The organism is Kitasatospora sp. UYEF31 (genome assembly GCF_057291755.1).
In genome coordinates this window covers 149,529-166,963 of sequence record NZ_JBXAWK010000002.1, presented here as the reverse complement: position 1 = coordinate 166,963, position 17,435 = coordinate 149,529, and the positions used below count along the sequence as shown (strand labels likewise).

Sequence of the window (17,435 nt, the reverse complement as noted above, 5' to 3'; positions counted from 1 at the left end):
GTGTCACCCACATTGGGGAACAATCCACGAAACCACTTGCTTCGCCGCAGACTCGACCAAGATGGCGTGCCGTACGCATAAAGCTGTCCCGCTGACCGGGAACGGCACCCGGGCCCAGGTCCGGCACGACGCAGCGGAAAGCGAGGCAGGCCGACTCCATGAGAATCATGGGAATTCCCCTGGCCTGGGCCGTGGTGGGCCTGGTTGAACTCGGCGTCCTGGTAGGAATCGCCGGGTATCTGATGTTCCGGTCCCGCCGGAAGGACGTACTCGACGTGGGCGACACGGAGACCTGGGAACGCGAGCAGGAACGCCGACGGCGGAAGGAAGTGCTGTACGGATCCGCCTCGTACATCCTGCTGTTCTGCTGTGCCGCAGTGGCCGCCGCACTGTCCTTCCACGGGCTTGTGGGCTTCGGACGGCAGAACCTGACCCTGTCCGGCGGCTGGGAATACCTGGTGCCGTTCGGGCTCGACGGCGCCGCGATGTTCTGCTCGGTCCTGGCGGTGCGGGAGGCCAGCCACGGTGACGCCGCGCTCGGCTCCCGGATGCTGGTGTGGGTGTTCGCCGCCGCCTCCGCGTGGTTCAACTGGGTGCACGCCCCACGCGGCTTCGGCCACGCCGGGGCCCCGCAGTTCTTCGCCGGGATGTCACTGTCGGCGGCCGTGCTGTTCGACCGGGCGCTCAAACAGACCCGCCGCTCGGCACTGCGCGAACAGGGCCTGGTGCCCCGGCCGTTGCCGCAGATCCGGATCGTCCGCTGGATGCGCGCTCCCCGGGAGACCTTCAGCGCCTGGTCGCTCATGCTCCTGGAGAACGTCCGCACCCTCGAGGAAGCCGTCGACGAGGTCCGCGAGGACAAGCAGCTCAAGCTCCAGGAGCGGGACCGCCGCCGGGTGGCCGACAAGCGCGAGCGCGCGCAGCTGCGGGCACTCAGCCGCGGTGACGGCGGCCACCACTGGCGGCGCGGCCTTGACGGTGGCCGCAAGCTCGCGGCACTGGAGGGCGGTGGCGGCTCCGAGGCGCTGTCGGAGCCTGCCATAGCCGAGAGTGACGACAGCTACGACAGGGACACCCGGGACCGGAGTCGTAAGAAGCGCGCAGCACCGGGCTCCGGAGCGGTCATCGATCTCACCGCCGAGGACGACACCGTGACGCTGCCGAAGGTGGGCGGCGACCGGATCGACTCGCTCGAACGCAAACTGGAAGATCTGGAACGGCAGTTCGGCTGACAAGAGTTGAGCGCGTTCGAGGCCACGCTGTACGCAGCGTGGCCTCGAACGCGCTCAGTGTTTTCCGCCCGGGGGCGGTCAGTGGTTCCCGGCCGGGGTCGAGTCCTGGACCGTCGGGCCGGTGTTCGGCCGGTCGTCGTCCTCGGTGTTCTGCACCGCCGTGATCACCAGGGCGGCGATCGCCGTGACGATCAGGAATACGACAGCCTGGAGCAGCATCTGCCGCCGCCGCTCGACCGGGGTCTGCGTCCGGGAGCCGGTCCGGCCGCCCGGCTGGCCGGTGCGGGCACCGGGGTTCTCCGGGCGCCGTTCGCGCGGGTGGTCGGGCCCGTGCTGCGGTGGGCTCTCCCGGACCGCGCCCTCCCGCGGTGTGCCGTCCGGACGGGGCGGCTTCTCCGACCAGGGAGCGGTCTGCTCGGGTGGCCCGTCGATCTTGGGCGCGCTGTGCCGGGAACCGCTGTCGCGCAGCCCGGAGTCCCGGTACGGGGGCGTTGCCTCACGTGGCCTGGGCGGCGGGGTCTTCACGCCCACCCGGCGCGGCCGCGGCGGGGAGATGTCGATCCGACCGCTGGAGCCTCCGGCGGCCTCCTGGCGGGCGATCGCCGCGAGCCGGTCCCGTACCTCCTCGGCGCGCGGACGCATCGCGGCGTCCTTGGCCAGGCACGCGGCCACCACGGGGATGACGGACTCCGGTACGCCGTCGAGCACCGGTTCCTCGTGCACCACCCGGTAGAGCAGCGCGTCGACAGGACCCGACCCGAACGGTGCGGAGCCGCGCCCCGCGTAGGCGAGGGTCACCCCGAGGGCGAAGATGTCCGTGGCGGGGGTGACGGTCTGTCCGCGCACCTGTTCGGGGCCGAGGAAGCCGGGGGAGCCGACGGCGGTCCCGGTGTGGGTCAGGGTGCCCGCGCCGTCGGAGTAGGCGATCCCGAAGTCGATGATCCGCGGGCCCTCGGGGGACAGCAGGATGTTGGACGGCTTGACGTCACGGTGCACGACCCCCGCGGCGTGCACCGACACCAGTCCGTCGGCCACCGCCGCGCCGACCCGAGCGAGTTCGAGCGCGCCGAGCGGTCCGTACTGTCCGACGCGGCGTTGCAGGGACGGACCCGGAACGTACTCGGTGGCCAGCCACGGGCGGGCCGCGTCGGGGTCGGCGGCCACCAGCGGGACCGTCCGCGGCCCCTGCACCCGGGCGGCCGACTCGACTTCACGCGCGAACCGGGAGCGGAACTCCGGGTTGCCGGCCAGCTCGGTGCGGATGAGCTTCAGCGCGACCTGGTGCCCGTCGCGGTCGGAGCCGAGGAAGACCACGCCCATGCCACCGGTGCCCAGGCGGCGCAGGAGCCGGTAGGGCCCGACGGTGCGCGGGTCGGTCCGCCGTAGCCGCACCATCGCCATCGTCGTCAGTTCTCCCGTACCAGTGGATCTTGTGGGTGGTGACTGCCCCGCAGGCCGGTGTGTACACCCGGCCGCACGGCCGACGGACTGCCCCGGCTGTCGGCGCGTCCGGGGGATCCCCCGTGGACGACACGTTAGAGGACGCCGGTGGCCGTGGGCGGGAGGCCGCGCTGTCGGTTGTGGTGCGTCGGCCGGACGGCCTGTCAGTGTGACCCGCCATCATAGAAGGTTTTCGAACTGTTCGATCATGTGGATGATCAAGTAAAAGGCGCAGCGGAGGGCGCGCGGACGATGCTGGAGGAGCGCGCGGACACGCCGCCGGACTACCGTGACGGCGGGCTGACGCTCATGGCCCCGGGCCGGTTGTCCGGCCCCGGCGACCGGGTGCTGCTGGTGGACGAGTGGATCGACACCGGCGCGCAGGCCCACGCTGCGCGCCGGATGGTGACCGGTGTCGGTGCCGGTGCCGGTGCTGGTGCCGACTGGGCGGGCACCGCCGTGGTCGGGGACGCCTGCGGGCCGCGCGCACGCGCGCGGCCCGATGTCCGGGGCCTGCTCCGGGAGGACGACCGCCCAGCCTGAATTCCGTACGGCGTCCTGGGTTCTCGTAGTGTTGTCGGGCGGCGGCTTCCCGGCCTGAATTCCGTACGGCGACCTGGGTCCCTGTCGTGCCGTCAGGCGGCGCGGCCGACCTGTCCACGGTGGCCGGTCTGCTCGGCATGGTGCGCGGCCGGGAGCATCGGCCTGGACGGCTCCGGGCGTCCGGCCTGCTCCTGGTGTTCCCGGTCGCGGAGCATCGACGCCCGCTCGGATTCGCCGAGCCCCGCCCATACGCCGCGTCGTTCGGGCACGGACATGGCGTGTTCGAGGCAGAGCAGTCGCACCGGGCAGCTCATGCAGACCTTCTTGGCGACCCGCTCCCGGGCCCGCCGCTCCCCTGGGCGTTCACTGTCGTCGCCGAAGAACAGTGTCGCGTCCATGCCCTGGCAGGTGGCTTCCTCCTGCCAGCCGTACCGCGGTGGGGTCGGAATGACGATCCGTGTGGTTCCCATATCCCCGTACTCCTCCTGCTCGGCACTTGTCCCGACTGTGCAGATGCTCAAGGCCGCGTCCCCCGCTGCCTTCCGGTGAGGGTCAGTCTGGGCTGACCCTCTTACTTCACTCCGACGTCTGGGGTGCGGGAACGGTTTCCACCGGGCCGGATCCAGTCGTCGCCGCAACACGCCTGTGACCCGTCCGCAACCTTGGTGACCGCCGCGCGGCCGGCGCCCTGTCCGTTTCGCGGCCGTTTCGCATTCGGTCGGGTGTGCGAGATCTACAACCGCGTCACAAAGCGGCGGAAGAGGCCGGGCCCGGAGGCCTCCGTCATGATCGACCGGTAGCGTGGTCAGCGGACTCGCCCCGGTGTCGGCGGACCGGAACGTCGGATTCGTCCTGATCGTTGGACTGGCCGTCGGCCGGATCCCTCCACTGGAACCCGGCGGATGGAAGAGAACCGGAACATTACGGAGGAGGGCCCAGTGGGCAGGAAGATGCGACGGACGCCGGTACGGGTACCGGTGGCGTTGACCGTCGTGGTGGCCGCGGGCCTGACGGCGTGCAGCAGCGGCGGGGGCGATAAAAGCGACACGTCGGACACGTCGGCCAAGGAGTTCCTGACCGCCTGGCAGGCCGGCGACCTGGACAAGGCCGCGTCGTTCACCGACGACCCGGTCAAGGCCAAGCAGGGCCTGATGGACACCAGGACCCAGCTCGGCGTGACGAAGGCCGAATACGTACCGAGGACGTTCACCAAGGGTAAGAAGGACGTGCCCGGCACCCTGGCCTACCAGGGCACGCTGACGCTGTCCGGTGTCCCGGACCCGTTCAAGGTCGACTCGGTCGTCCCGCTGGTGCTGAAGGACAAGAAGAACCTCGTGCACTGGACCAGCACGATCGTCCACCCGCAGCTGACCGACGGTTCGACGATCGTGCGGAACCGCACCTCCTCGTCGCGGGCGAACATCCTCGACAGGAACGGTAAGGCGCTCGTCGCCAACCAGGCGATCGTGGAGATCTCGCTGCACCCGGCGAAGATGGACAACCCGGACGCGGTCTACCGGGGCCTGTCCGACCCGGTGTTCGACGTCGACGTGGCGAAGCTCAAGACCCGGGTGGCCGCGGCGAACCCGGACAACGCCGTCTCCGTGGTGAACCTGCGCAAGGAGGTCTGGGAGAGCACGGCGCGCGCCAAGCTCCTCAACCTCAACGGCGTCCTCATCAAGGAGTCGACCAAGCAGGGCGCCGCGACCGTCGGCAAGCAGCTGATCGGCTCGACCGGCCCGGTGACCGCCGAGATCAAGGCGAAGATGCCGCCGGGATCGGTCTCCGACGGCGACATGGTCGGGATGTCCGGCCTCCAGCAGCGCTACCAGGAGCAGCTGGCGGGCAAGCCGACGCTGTCCATCAAGATCGTCGACGCTGCGACCAAGGCCCCCAAGGTCACGATCGTCGACCAGCAGGGCGCACCCGGTAAGGACGTCAAGACCACCCTCGACCCCAAGGCGCTCACCGCGGCCGAGGGCGCGGTCAAGGACCAGTCCAAGCTGACCGCGCTCGTCGCCATCGACGCGAAGACCGGCGGGATCCTCGCCTCGGCCAACTCCAACGACACCGGGCTGAACGCGGCGATGGCCGGGCGCTACCCGCCCGGTTCGACGTTCAAGACGGTGACGACCTCGGCGCTGCTCAAGGCCGGGCTGAACATGAACGACAAGGTGCCGTGTGAGAACACCCTTGTCGTGAACGGCCAGACCTTCAAGAACTACGACGCGCTCCAGCCGATCCCGGACGCGACGTTCAAGCAGGACTTCGCCGTGTCCTGCAACACCGGCTTCATCGTGCAGCGCGGCAAGCTGCAGGACGACTCGATCACCAACGCCGCGAAGATGTTCGGCATCGGCGCCGAGTGGGATGTCGGCGTGAACACCTTCGACGGTTCGGTTCCGCCGGCCAAGTCCGAGAACGAGAAGGCCGCGTCGATGATCGGCCAGGGCCGGGTCGAGGCCAACCCGATGGTCATGGCCTCGGTCGCGGCCACGATCGACTCGGGCACGTTCAACCAGCCGGTGCTCGTTCCGGACGGCGTGCCCAAGCGCCTGCCGTCCGCGCCGCTGGACCCGCAGGTGGCCGGCCAGCTCAAGCAGCTGATGCAGGCCGTGGTCACCGAGGGCTCGGGCAAGATGCTGCAGGGCATGCCCGGCACGGTCGGCGCCAAGACGGGCACGGCGGAGTTCACCCGCCCGGACAAGTCCATCGGTACCCACGCCTGGATGATCGCGTTCAAGGATGACGTCGCCGTCGCGGTGATGGTCGAGGACGGCGGCTCCGGCGGTACGAACGCCGGTCCGATTCTGAAGAAGTTCCTCGAGACGTTCTAGTGACGAACGTTCCAGTGGCCTTCTAGGAGGACAGGCGCGGACCCGGCCGGGGAACCGGCCGGCGCGCCATTCTGCACGGAGATCCGCGGCCCCGGTACGGAACATCCGTACCGGGGCCGCGGTCGCGCCCGCCCGGGAAGTCGACAAGTATGGCTCAGGACGTCGCGGATGCCGTCGAGCCGTCGGGCTACCGCATCCGTGGCGGGTCTGGTCCGTTCTTCCAAGTTGCCGCAAGGGAGCAGAACAGTGTCGAACAATGTCACCTTGGTCGCCCGCGTCCCCGTACTCGAGTCGACCGATCCCGAACGCCCCGTCGAACTCCGCTTCGGCCCGCACACCGACGAGTCGGGACTGCCGACCGACGAGTGGACGGTCGAGCGGCTGACCCTGGACCAGGCGGCGAACCTGGTGGAGGACCTGGCGGCGGCGCTCGGCCTCTCGGTCGGGCAGTCGGCCGCGTTGGGTGCCGCGTCCTGAGCGGGTAGCCGACGGTGTGGCCCACGCTTGCGCCGGACCGGCGCTGACGGGGTGGTCAGGTGGTCCGCCCTGCGTCTGTTCGGGTGGCATCACCGGTCACCAGGGGGCCAAAAGGTGCAATACATCACCAAAAGGTGATCTTGGACCGCAGAATGATCCCCGTGAGCCGCACGACCATGTCCCCAGCCGGGCTGATCACGCCACAGGACGACGACGTCTGCGAGACGTCGGCCGGACTGTCGGGTCAGCGTCCCGCCCAGCCGCGTATCAGCGTCAGCCTGCCCGACGGGCAGCAGCTGAACGTGACCCTTGTCAGCTGGCACCAGTACCGCGACGGGAGCTGGCGCGCGCGTGTGCGCTGGCCCCTGTGGGGTGCCTTCCACAATGACGGGCACGTCGAGACCAGGGTCTGCCAGGTCGAGGCGTACGTCCCGGCGCACAGTCTGATCCCGTTGGACGGTGAGGACTACCGGGCCGTACGCAAACGCCGGCCGCGCATCGAAGCGCCGACGGTGGAGTTGAGTATCACGGTGCCCAGGCAGAAATAGCCCGGCGCGGCGTGGTCTTGTGAGGGGGTGCCCGCCGTGCGGTGGGCACCCCCTCGGCCGTCCTGTTCAGCTGCCCCGCTCGGCGCTGCCCCGTTCGAAGTCGCTCTGCTCGACGTTGCTCTGCTCGACGTTGCCCCGCCCGGGGCGCCGACCGGATGTCCGGTCCACAATCGCAGCCGGACAGGGGATGATGGAGGTTTGCGAGTCTGTTCCGGGTCCTCGCCGGGCCTGTCTCGGATGCCCTGGTTTACGTGATTCTGATAAATCCGGTTGCCCTCCCCACTCTCTGAAACGGATGCTGGCCGCATGTTCGATCCGGTCACCACCACGCACCTCGACCCGCCCGACGTCCTGACCCGCCTGCTGCGCGGCGGACACGGGGCGGGCGCCCGCCATGCCCTCGGGGCCGGGGGGTTCCTCAGTGGACTCCTCTTCCGGACGGGCGGTGCCCGGCCGAGTCCGGGGGACATCCAGGCGGCACTCGACGACTGTGTGATCCACGACCCGCGGACAGTGCCGTCCACCGAGTCCAGGTCCCTCTACTACGCACGCCTGTACGACGGTCTGGGGCTGAACCTGGACGGTATCTCCGCACATCTGTTCGAAGATGATGACTTCGACGACCCCGACCGCGGGGGGCTGCCCGTCGCGGTCCTGGGGCACCTGGCCCGGCGCGGCCGGCAGGACGCCGTCGACCTGCTGCGCCGCTACGCCGCGGAGGGCTGCGACTGGCCGGAAGCCATCGAACAACTCGCCCGTACGGGCTGCGACGACGCGCTGCGGGGCATGTGTGACACCGTCCTCGAACGCGCCGACGACGAAGAACTGTTCGACTGCGTGCAGCGCGGCACCGGGATGCGGCCGTGGCGCCTGTGGGCGCGCACGGACGGGAAGGTGGCGGGCATCGTCGAACAGGTCGACCTCGACATGTGGCGCTGGGAACTGACCCGCAGCAAGCCCGTCGACCCCGACACCGGCGACGCCCCCACCGTGGACCAGGTCCTCGAAGAGGCGGCGGTCAGCCCCCGGCGGAGCTTCGTGTGCGGCCGGAGACTGTCCAGCGTCGCAGGGCCGGAACACCGTGGCGCGATCCTCGCCGCCGCGTGGGCGGGCCCGGACGGCTCGCGCGCCGCAGCCCTGCGCTATCTCGGCGAACAGGGCGACCCGGCCCTGCTCGACCTCGCCGAATCCGCCACCGCGCCGGACGCCCCCGTCACTGTCCGGCACGCCGCCGCCCAGGCCGTCGGCGACCTGCGCTCACCCGAAGCCGTGGTCCGCGCCCGCGGCTGGCTGAGCCACGACGGCCTGCTCGGGGACGCCGCCGCCCGGATACTCAGCCGGGCCGGCGACAGCACGGACGGCCCGGCGCTGATCGACGCCCTCGAACGGCGCAGCAGTGGCCTGGCGTCCGGCGACTGCGCCCTCGAACAGCACCACCGCATGTGCGACATCGTCGGCGGCATAGGCCGCCTCCGCCTGACCGAAGGGCTCGCCCCGGTGCTCGCCGTCTACCGGGAGAGTCCGTACGGCGGACTGCGCGGCTGCGCGGTGCAGACCCTCGCGGCCATCCAGTCCGACTTCGCTGTGACGACCGCGGTCGAGAGCCTGTGGGACTGCGAGTCGGCGACCCGGCTGACGGCGGTCCAGCACGTCGACCTGGCGTCGGCAGCCGTCCGGGAACGCCTCCGGGAGCTGGTGGGGGACGCCGCTGAGGACGACGCGGTGCGCGAGGCGGCCGGGGTGCGCCTCGCCGGGGCCTGACCGCCGGGGAGCCGCCTCCGCAACCGGAATCTCACTGTCCGGAGCCACTCGACCGCGCCGGGTGGCTGAAACGGGTGTCCCGATTGGTAAATCTGCGCCATTCGGATGCTCATGGGGCCGTTGAGGATGGCCGACTAACCTCCTCTCAGGGCGCACAGGGCCGTCCTACGCTCGGGCGATGGACACCTCGACTACGCCCACGTACGCCTTCCCGCCGGACCAGCCCGGTCCGTATGCGATCGGGAACGTCGAATTCCCCTTCTGGACCGGCGGCCCGGGATTCACCCTCGCGCAAGTCAGCTACCCCGCTGAGGCGGACGCCGGGCTGGCCCACGTCGACAAGACCGAGGAGGGCGGCTACCCGGCGGTCATCCTCGCCCCCGCCACCTGGACCGGGTCCGGCTTCTACGACTGGTTCACCGACCACCTCGTGAAACACGGCTACATCGTCTTCCGCTACACCCCGGAGAACATCCTCGGGCTCAACCCGCACATGCACGCGGACACCATCACGGACGCGATCGACAAGCTGATCGACATCAACGACGACCGGTTCAACCCGCTGCGCGGCCTGATCAAGACCGATTCCATCGGGGTCGCAGGAGTCTCCCTCGGCGGCGCCGGCGCGCTCATAGCCGCCGGACGCGACAAGCGGATCCGCGCGGTCGTCGGCTTCGGCACCGGGCGCAACGAGAAGGAACCGGACCTCTACAGGCTGGTCGACGCCGAGGTCCAGAGCGTCGGGGTCCCCGCCCTGTTCCTGGCGGGTCAGCTCGACAAGATCGCGCCCGGCGCGGGCCTTCACTACTTCGACCTGGTGCCGAACGGCTACAAGGCGTTCGTGGAGATCGCCGGCGGCAACCACGTCCAGTTCCTCGACAAGAGCGACATGGACGTCAAGCTCCCCGGGCTGCCCCGGGACGGCAAGGCGACGATCACCTACGACCAGCAGCACGCCACCGCGAACCTCTACGCGACGGCGTTCTTCGACGCGGCGCTGAAGGGGCTCTCCGACGCCGAGCTGTACATCTCGGGTGAGGCCGGGACGATCGCGCTCAAGGACGGCGTGATCACCGACATCCGGGTCGTCGATGGCCCGCTCCCGGCGCCGCCGCTGAACCCCGACCTGCTGATCGCGCCGAAGGAGTACTTCGAGACCTTCGTGAACGCCGGGGCCAACGCGGTGGGCAACGTGGTCAAGGCTGTCGGCTACATGGTGCAGGGCATCGGGGCCGCACTGCAGAAGACGGCGGACAGGCTCCAGGGCAAGTAGGAACGGACCACCCGGGTCAACCGTGTCGGTCCTGCGCAAAAGTGCCCTCGGCGATCTCCGAACGGGCCTTTTGCGCAGGACCGACGCGGGCGGGGCCGCTGGTCGGGCATGTCACCCCGACGCCCTACGCTTGACCACCATGACCGTTTCCGCCCAGGCTGTCCCGACTCAGGGGCGCCTCCCCTCCGCCGCGCCGGTGCAGCGGCCCGGCGTCACCGAGGACGGCCTCGCCCGCCGGCTCAAGGCGCTGGCCTGCACCGCGCCGCTGCACGACCTGGAGTCGCGCAAGGCCAACCTGGCCGGCGCGTACACGGTCTACTCCATGGCGGAGATCGGCCTCAGCGCCATCGACCTGGTCACCGTGACCATGGACTTCGACACCGGCGCGGACCACGACGACATCGTCGCCCGGCTGCGGCCCCGCATCAACGCGCAGGCCCCCGAGCGCACAGCCGCCGAGCACGAGCGTGTCGCCCGCTGGGTCCTGGAGAACCTGATCAACGTCGGCAGTGTCGACCGGGGCTTCCGTACGGTCTACGGCACGCTGACGGACGACGGCTACATCCGCCGCGACTACGACTTCAAGCTCCTTGAAGAAGTCCCCGGGCCGGACGGGCGGATCTTCCTCCGGGCCACCGACGAGGCCGTCAACGTCCTGGTCGGCGCGCTCGACTTCGACGTGACCAGCGCGCAGATCGCCGCCGAGGTCAAGCTCGACAACCTGATCAAGCGGGGCCGCCTCACCGAGGCGCGCCTGGCCGCCGAGCAGGCCCGCTACCGCACGGTGCAATACGCGGAGACGCTGCGCCGCGCCCTGGAGGCCACCCGCCGCAACGTGCGGGCCGTCGACTGGCTGCGGACCGTGCCCGACCTCATCGATGAGGCGTTCGACCACGTTGCTGAGCGCTACCGGCACGAGAACGCGATCCTCACCAACATCCGGCGCTCCCGCGACGAGTCCAGCGACCCCGCGCACAAGCGCGCCGCCGCCGAACTGGTCGACATCGTCCAGGACTGCATCCGCCGCCATACGCAGCTCCAGACGCGCCTCATGGAGGCCGGGCCGATGTTCCGCGCCGAGCAGGACCGGCAGTCCTTCGCGGCCCGGCCGGAACGGCAGGGTTTGGACGTGTACGGGCAGTTGCTGCGTCCCGTACTCGAACTGCCCGTGGCCGACGCCCGCCGGGTGACGGACGCCTTCTTCACTTCGGGGACGGGTCTGCGCGCCCCCGTCTCCGTGCGCCTGTTCGACCTCACCGAACTCCTGTTCACCCCACCTGCCGAGCGCGAACACCTCGGGGCCGAGATCGCCGAACCCGACCTGGTCGCGACCCCCGACGACACCCGGTTCAGCGACGAGCAGCACGACGCCGCGATGTCCCTGCTCGACCTGCCGCCCGACGCGCCCCGCAGGCTCTCCGGGCTGCTCGCCGAAGCCCGCGCCTGCGGCGACCCCGACCTCGCCTACCTCGTCGCGCTGATCGCCTTCCACGCCGCGTCGCCGCAGATCGGCACCGCCCTGCGGCAGGGCGACCAGACCCTGCTGATCGCCGTCGACGACGGCGCGAAACTCCGAGACCACGAAGTGGGCGGCGCCGACCTGATCATCGGCACCGCCGTGCTGACATCCGTACAGTCCGAGGTGCCCGCATGATTGAAACACCCACCGCGCCCGTGATCACCCCCGCGGACGTCTCCGACGCGGCCCGCCTGGTGTCCTTCGGCCTCCAGCCCAAGCTGCTCCCGGCCCGCGACGGCGAATACACCGGGCTGGTCCGCCGCCACCGCGAGGACCCCGCGTTCGCGCGCCTCGCCGACGCCGTCGCCGCCGGGCTCGGCCTGGTGGTCCTGGAGGTCTCCGCGCGCGCGGGCATGGCCGTGACCGCCGCCGAGGACTCCGTCTTCGCCGTACGGATGAGCGACTACGCCAAGCGCGCGTCCGCGGAGTCCACCGACCGCTTCCTGCACGGCCTGGCACACCTGGCCGTAGCGGCACTCGCGTTCCCGCGCCCCGAAGACCTCGCCGACGACTCCTACGTCGGCCGCCTCAGCGTGCACGGCGTCGACGCCTTCGTCCGGCAGGCCTGCCGCAGACTCGAAGAACGCACCGAGGAGGCCGGGGACAACACCGACCCGGTCGTCGACGCCCCCGGGCTCGAAGCCTCCTGGCGGGTCTACGCCCGCCGCAGCGCCACCGGCGCGACCAAGGACGCCCGCCGCCTCGCGGCCTCCACCACCGGCATCGTCGCCAAGGCCGTCACCTTCCTCGTGGAGTCCGGCTTCCTCCAGCGCGTCGGCGACGAAGGCGGCGGCACCTACCGCACGACCGCCCGCTACCAGCTCCAGGTCCGTGACATGGCCGGCAGCGCGGCCCTGGGTGAACTGCTCGAACTCGGCATCGTCACCGTGTCGGACGGCACGCCCACACTGCTGCCACCAGGCGACGACGACCTCGTCGAGGGCGCCGGACTGCCGTTCTTCGGCGACCACTAACACTCGAATTCCAGGAAGAAGACCATGTACGAGCTGTCCCGGGTCCGGCTGTTCTCCATCGGGCCCGCCGGTGCGCGCTACGCCGACACCGTGCTCGACCTGCGCGGGATCGGCGACGTGGTGTCCGACCCGGCCCCGCGCCAGGTCGAACTGTTCGAACAGGCGCCCACCGGACCGCTGCGCCGCCCCGCGCCCGCCGGCGTGCTGTTCCTGGAGAACGGCGGCGGCAAGTCCGTCCTGCTCAAACTGATCTTCTCGGTCATGCTCCCCGGGCACCGCAACACCCTCGGCGGCGCGAGCTCGGGCGTACTGCGCAAGTTCCTGCTCGCCGAGGACTGCGGGCACGTCGCACTGGAATGGCAGCACGTCAAGACCGGTGAGCTGCTGGTCGTCGGCAAGGTCAGCGAGTGGCGCGGGCGGCAGGTCTCCAACGACCCCCGCAAGTTCCAGGAAGCCTGGTACTCCTTCCGGCCCGGACCAGGTCTGACGCTCGACGGCCTGCCGGTGAAGGTCGGCGACCGCCGCCGCACCATGCGCGGGTTCAAGGACGCCCTGGCCGACATGCACAAGGGCTACCCGGACGTCGACGTCGTCTGGGAGGAGATCCACGAGCGCTGGAACGACCACCTGACCTCACTCGGCCTGGACCCCGAACTCTTCCGCTACCAGCGCGAGATGAACGCCGACGAAGGTGAGGCCGCCGGGCTGTTCGCAGTCAAGAACGACTCCGACTTCACCGACCTGCTGCTGCGGGCGGTCACCGACACCACGGACACCGACGGCCTCGCCGACCTGGTCGACGGGTTCGCCGCCAAGCTGTCCCAACGCTCCGAACTCATGGCCGAACGCAGCTTCGTGGACGGCGCGATCGAACTCCTCGGCCGGGTCGGCGACGCGGCGCACCGCCGCGAACAGGTCAGGGCCGGGCACCGGACGGCCGAGACCGCGGCCCGCGCCCTCGGCGGTCGGCTGACCGCCCGCGCGGACGCCGAGAAGACCAAGGCCGCCGAGCTCGCCGCCCAGGTCGGCTCGGCCGCTGACGCCGTGGACGCCGCCCAGCGCGACCGCGCGCGGGCCGCACTCATCGCGGCTGAGATCACGTACCGCAACGCGAAGACGCGCCTCACCGCCGCGGAGTCGAGTGCCGCGACGCTGAAGAAGGAACTCACCGAGTCCCGCGGCCTGCACGCGGCCTGGCTCGCCACCGAGGCAGTGCTCCGCCACCGGGTCGCCGTGGACCAGTCGGTGCGGGTGTCCACTGCCATCCGTGAGGCCGAGAAGGACGCGGCCCCGGCCCTTGCCGCCCGTCAGGAAGCAGCTTCCGCGCTGGTCCGGGCACTGCACGTCGCCGCCGCGGGCGCTGAAGAACGCGCCGGGACCGAGGAGCACCGGGCCGCCGGACTGCAGGAACGCGGCGGCAACGCCCAGCAGGCCGCGACCCGCGCGGCCACTGAGGCGCAGCGCGCCCGCAGTGAGGCCGTCCACCTGCGGGCCCGGCTCGCGGAAGTCTCCACCGAGCTCGACCAGGCCGTCGGAGCCGGCTGGATCGCCGTGGACGACGATCCACCGCACGCGGCCGCCCGCGCCGCCGACGAGGAGAAGGCCGCCTCCGCGGCCTGGGCGCAGGCCCGTACGGCCGTCGAACAGCTCGCCACCGCCCAGCGCTCGGCCGAAGCCGAGCGCGGCCGGACCGAACTCACCGCCGCCCGCGCCGCCGACAAGCTGGCCGGTGCCGAACACGATCTGGACGTCGTACGGGGCACAGCCGGGCAGTTGCTCACTGAACCCCGGGTCGCGGACCTCCTCAGCGACCTGTCCGGCGACACGTCGGACCCGGCCACCGCCCTCGACCGCAGCGCCGACGCCCTCGAAGGACTGCTCACCGGAGCGGTCGCCGAAGGCGAACGCGCCCTGTTCGACCTGCGCACCCAGGCCGCCGACGACACCCGCATCCTGGCCGCGCTCGGCGACGGCGGGCTCCTGCCCCCCGGCCCCGACGTGCTCGCCGCCGTCGAACTCCTCGGCGAACGCGGCATCCCCGCACTGCCCGGGTGGCGCTACCTCGCCCAGTCGGTCGACGCCGGCCGGCACTCCGCCGTACTGGACGCGCACCCCGAACTCGTCGACGGTGTCATCGTCACCGCGCCCGACCAGATGGACCGGGCCCGCGAAGCCCTCGCCGAAGCGGCACTGCTGCCCAGGTCGGCGGTGGCCGTCGGCACCCCCGGAGCGCTGCTCACCGGCGCCTCCCGGGAAGGTGTCTTCCTCGTCCCGCCGAACCCGGCCATGCACGACGAACGCGCCGCCGACAGTGAGCGCGACATACTGCGCCGCCGCGCGGGGGAGCGGGACGGCACCATCCGCAGCCGCGCGCTGCGCCTGGAGTCCGACCGTACGCTCGCCGGACGCCTTCTGGTGTGGCGCACAGCCAACCCGCGCGAGCGGGTCGCCGACCTCACCCGGGCGGTCTCCGAAGCCACCGACGAGCTGATCGCCGCGCGGAACGCGGCCTCCACGGCCGAGGCAGCCGTCACCGCGACCGAGGCGGCCCGCACGACCGCCGTCGACCTGCGCGACCAGCACATGGACCGGGCTCAGCTGGCCCGCCGCCGCGCCGACACCCTCGCCGGACTCGCCTTCCGGCTGCGCGAACGCGCCGGATGGCGCACGCGCATCCGCGAACTCGACGCCGAAGCCGGCGAACACGAGGGCGCCGCCGAAGCCAACCTGACCCTGGTCCGCGCCGCGGACGAGGACCGCCGGCAGGCCCAGCGCGCCGCCGACGACGCCCGGCGTACCGCCCGCACCCTGCGCGAGGAGCGCTCCGGCATCAGCGGCGGTTCCGAAGAAGTCGGCGACGGTACGGACGAAGCCGCGGCGAAGGCGTCGCTGCCCGCCCGCCGGGAGGCCTACCGCAGCGCGTCCGTGCTCTACGAAAAGGTCGGCGTCGGTGCCGACCTCCGGGCCGAGCAGGCCCGCGCGGAGAGCGAGGAGACCTCCGCGCAGGCCGCCCTCGACCGGCTCACCGCCAAGGTCCGCCGACAGGCCGACGACCTGCTCACCAGCTTCGACGGCGCCGACGGCCCGTCCCGCCTGGCCGCTGGCACCCGGGCCGAGGAGCACGTACGGAATCTGGAGAACCGCCAGGAGACGGCGACCGAACTGCTCGGCCGGCTGCGCGGCGAAGTCGAACGGCACGCCCCCGCGGAGGGCCGCGACGCACACGTCGACCTCCCCGCGGACCGGCTGCCACGCGATGGTGACTGGACCTGCCAGGACAGGGCCCAGGAACTCCTCCGTACGGCCAACGCCGACCACGCGGCGTGCACCGAAGCCGTCGACGCGGCCCGCGACGCCCACACCAGGCTGACCCGCGCGCTCGCCGAGTCCGAAACGGGTGCGGCCGCCTTCGCGGAGATCTCCTTGACGCTGGTCGACACCCTGCCGCCCGGCGAGGACGCCGACGCTCCGGAGCCGGAACCGTTCGACGGCACTGTCGTCGAAGCCCGCGAAGCCGCCATGGCCGTCCGCCGAACGGCCCGCGCCACGGCAACCGAACTGTCCGCCGCCGAAGCATCCGTCCGCGAAGTCGCGGAGGCGCTGGTCAAGCACGCCGGAGCGCCGAAGTTCGAACAGGTCCGGATGCCGGCCCGGCAGCAGATCCGCGAACTCCCGCTGTCCGCGCTGCCCGAGCACGCCGCCGCCTGGGCCACCGCCTTCGCGCCGCGCCTGCGCGTCCTCACCGACGAACTCGACCAGATCGAACGCAACCGCGGCAGCATCATCGACCGCATGCGCGGCATGGTGGAGTCCTCACTCGCCACCCTGCGCGCGGCACAGCGGCTGTCCAGGCTCCCCGAGGATCTCGGCGAGTGGTCCGGCCAGGAGTTCCTCCGCATCCGCTTCGACGACCCCGACGCGGCCGGACTCGTCGAACGACTCGGCCTGGTCATCGATGACGCCACCGCGGTCACCGGACGTAAGCAGCAGGTCAAACGCGACGGAGTCTCCTTGCTCCTGCGCGCAGTCGCCGCCGCCATGGAACCGCGTGGCGTCCAGGTGGAGATCCTCAAGCCCGACTCGGTGCTCCGCGCCGAACGTGTGCCCGTCGGACAGATGTCCGACGTGTTCTCCGGCGGCCAGTTGCTCACCGCCGCCATCGCGCTGTACTGCACGATGGCCGCGCTGCGCAGCAACGACCGCGGCCAGGCCGAGCGCGGCCACGCGGGCACGCTGTTCCTGGACAACCCGATCGGCCGTGCCAACGCGTCCTACCTGCTCGAACTCCAGCGGGCCGTGGCCGACGCGCTCGGAGTGCAACTGATGTACACCACGGGCCTGTTCGACACGACGGCCCTCGCCGAGTTCCCGCTGGTCGTGCGCCTGCGCAACGACGCGGACCTGCGCGCCGGGCTGAAGTACATCTCGGTGGAGGAGCACCTGCGCCCCGGGCTGCCGGTGGCGGACCCGGAGATCCCCGAGGGGCTGGGGCGGATCCACGCGACGCGGGTGTTCCGCCAGCCGGCGGGCGCTGTCGAGGAGGTCCCGGTCCAGAGCCGTCCGGGTGTGAGTGTGCCGTAGAAGACTCACCTGTCCGACAGCGACCGTTTCGCCTGGACTGCGGCGATGACCCTGTGCGGGGTGAACGGGACGCCGCCGTGTCCCAAGCCGGAGCAACTGGCTGAACTGACCCGCGATGTACGTGAGTACCGGGCCGGTGTGCGGGAGATCTCGCAGACCCCGCGTAGCCGGGCGGATCAGGACTGAGCCCGGTTTGCCGGGATCGCGACGACCGGGCTTGGCGGTCTTCCAGTGAAGGGGATCACCGTCC

12 protein-coding genes are annotated in these 17,435 nt (G+C 71.2%); 10 read left to right on the top strand and 2 right to left on the bottom strand.

Going from position 1 to position 17,435, the window contains the following annotated elements; genetic code table 11:
- Positions 1 to 158 precede the first annotated feature (158 nt).
- Positions 159 to 1,232 (top strand): DUF2637 domain-containing protein, encoded by a 1,074-nt coding sequence (locus AC0Z36_RS01775; protein WP_485460813.1) that lies wholly within the window; start codon positions 159 to 161, stop codon positions 1,230 to 1,232.
- Between the two features lie 78 nt (positions 1,233 to 1,310).
- Here AC0Z36_RS01775 and AC0Z36_RS01770 read toward each other — a convergent pair whose 3' ends face one another.
- Positions 1,311 to 2,633 carry a serine/threonine-protein kinase gene (locus AC0Z36_RS01770; protein WP_485460812.1) on the bottom strand — a complete coding sequence of 441 codons (1,323 nt, stop codon included), beginning with the start codon at positions 2,631 to 2,633 and terminating at the stop codon, positions 1,311 to 1,313.
- Positions 2,634 to 2,882: 249 nt separating this feature from the next.
- On the opposite strand from AC0Z36_RS01770, the gene AC0Z36_RS01765 reads away from it, so the two are divergent.
- Complete coding sequence (locus AC0Z36_RS01765; RefSeq protein ID WP_485460811.1) at positions 2,883 to 3,215, top strand: hypothetical protein; 333 nt, start codon at positions 2,883 to 2,885, stop codon at positions 3,213 to 3,215.
- A gap of 92 nt (positions 3,216 to 3,307) precedes the next feature.
- On the opposite strand, the gene AC0Z36_RS01760 is transcribed toward AC0Z36_RS01765, so the two are convergent.
- A complete protein-coding gene (locus AC0Z36_RS01760; protein WP_485460810.1) occupies positions 3,308 to 3,685 on the bottom strand; it encodes a WhiB family transcriptional regulator in 378 nt (125 codons plus the stop codon).
- A 468-nt stretch (positions 3,686 to 4,153) separates the two neighbouring features.
- Here AC0Z36_RS01760 and AC0Z36_RS01755 point away from each other — a divergent pair, with 468 nt between their 5' ends.
- The 8 genes from AC0Z36_RS01755 to AC0Z36_RS01720 all read left to right on the top strand — a co-directional run bounded on the left by AC0Z36_RS01755 (position 4,154) and on the right by AC0Z36_RS01720 (position 17,185).
- Complete coding sequence (locus AC0Z36_RS01755) at positions 4,154 to 6,052, top strand: penicillin-binding transpeptidase domain-containing protein (RefSeq protein ID WP_485460809.1); 1,899 nt, start codon at positions 4,154 to 4,156, stop codon at positions 6,050 to 6,052.
- A 246-nt stretch (positions 6,053 to 6,298) separates the two neighbouring features.
- On the top strand, positions 6,299 to 6,529 hold the full coding sequence (locus AC0Z36_RS01750; RefSeq protein WP_485460808.1) for a hypothetical protein: 231 nt from the start codon (positions 6,299 to 6,301) through the stop codon (positions 6,527 to 6,529).
- Between the two features lie 161 nt (positions 6,530 to 6,690).
- Entirely contained in the window at positions 6,691 to 7,077 is a 387-nt protein-coding gene (locus tag AC0Z36_RS01745) for a hypothetical protein (RefSeq protein ID WP_485460807.1), read from the top strand.
- Positions 7,078 to 7,383: 306 nt separating this feature from the next.
- On the top strand, positions 7,384 to 8,838 hold the full coding sequence (locus tag AC0Z36_RS01740) for a HEAT repeat domain-containing protein (RefSeq protein ID WP_485460806.1): 1,455 nt from the start codon (positions 7,384 to 7,386) through the stop codon (positions 8,836 to 8,838).
- A 178-nt stretch (positions 8,839 to 9,016) separates the two neighbouring features.
- Entirely contained in the window at positions 9,017 to 10,111 is a 1,095-nt protein-coding gene (locus AC0Z36_RS01735) for an alpha/beta hydrolase family protein (RefSeq protein ID WP_485460805.1), read from the top strand.
- Between the two features lie 139 nt (positions 10,112 to 10,250).
- Positions 10,251 to 11,765 (top strand): hypothetical protein, encoded by a 1,515-nt coding sequence (locus AC0Z36_RS01730; protein ID WP_485460804.1) that lies wholly within the window; start codon positions 10,251 to 10,253, stop codon positions 11,763 to 11,765.
- On the top strand, positions 11,762 to 12,604 hold the full coding sequence (locus AC0Z36_RS01725) for a hypothetical protein (protein ID WP_485460803.1): 843 nt from the start codon (positions 11,762 to 11,764) through the stop codon (positions 12,602 to 12,604). The genes AC0Z36_RS01730 and AC0Z36_RS01725 overlap by 4 nt, the downstream gene beginning before the upstream one ends.
- A 24-nt stretch (positions 12,605 to 12,628) precedes the next feature.
- Positions 12,629 to 17,185 (top strand): hypothetical protein, encoded by a 4,557-nt coding sequence (locus AC0Z36_RS01720; RefSeq protein WP_485460802.1) that lies wholly within the window; start codon positions 12,629 to 12,631, stop codon positions 17,183 to 17,185.
- Positions 17,186 to 17,435 lie beyond the last annotated feature (250 nt).

Bases quoted from the DNA above. Each gene is read 5' to 3' on its own strand.
- AC0Z36_RS01775 (WP_485460813.1), top strand. From the start codon at position 159: ATGAGAATCATGGGAATTCCCCTGGCCTGGGCCGTGGTGGGCCTGGTT.
- AC0Z36_RS01770 (WP_485460812.1), bottom strand. From the start codon at position 2,633: ATGGCGATGGTGCGGCTACGGCGGACCGACCCGCGCACCGTCGGGCCC.
- AC0Z36_RS01760 (WP_485460810.1), bottom strand. From the start codon at position 3,685: ATGGGAACCACACGGATCGTCATTCCGACCCCACCGCGGTACGGCTGG.
- AC0Z36_RS01740 (WP_485460806.1), top strand. From the start codon at position 7,384: ATGTTCGATCCGGTCACCACCACGCACCTCGACCCGCCCGACGTCCTG.
- AC0Z36_RS01735 (WP_485460805.1), top strand. From the start codon at position 9,017: ATGGACACCTCGACTACGCCCACGTACGCCTTCCCGCCGGACCAGCCC.
- AC0Z36_RS01730 (WP_485460804.1), top strand. From the start codon at position 10,251: ATGACCGTTTCCGCCCAGGCTGTCCCGACTCAGGGGCGCCTCCCCTCC.
- AC0Z36_RS01725 (WP_485460803.1), top strand. From the start codon at position 11,762: ATGATTGAAACACCCACCGCGCCCGTGATCACCCCCGCGGACGTCTCC.
- AC0Z36_RS01720 (WP_485460802.1), top strand. From the start codon at position 12,629: ATGTACGAGCTGTCCCGGGTCCGGCTGTTCTCCATCGGGCCCGCCGGT.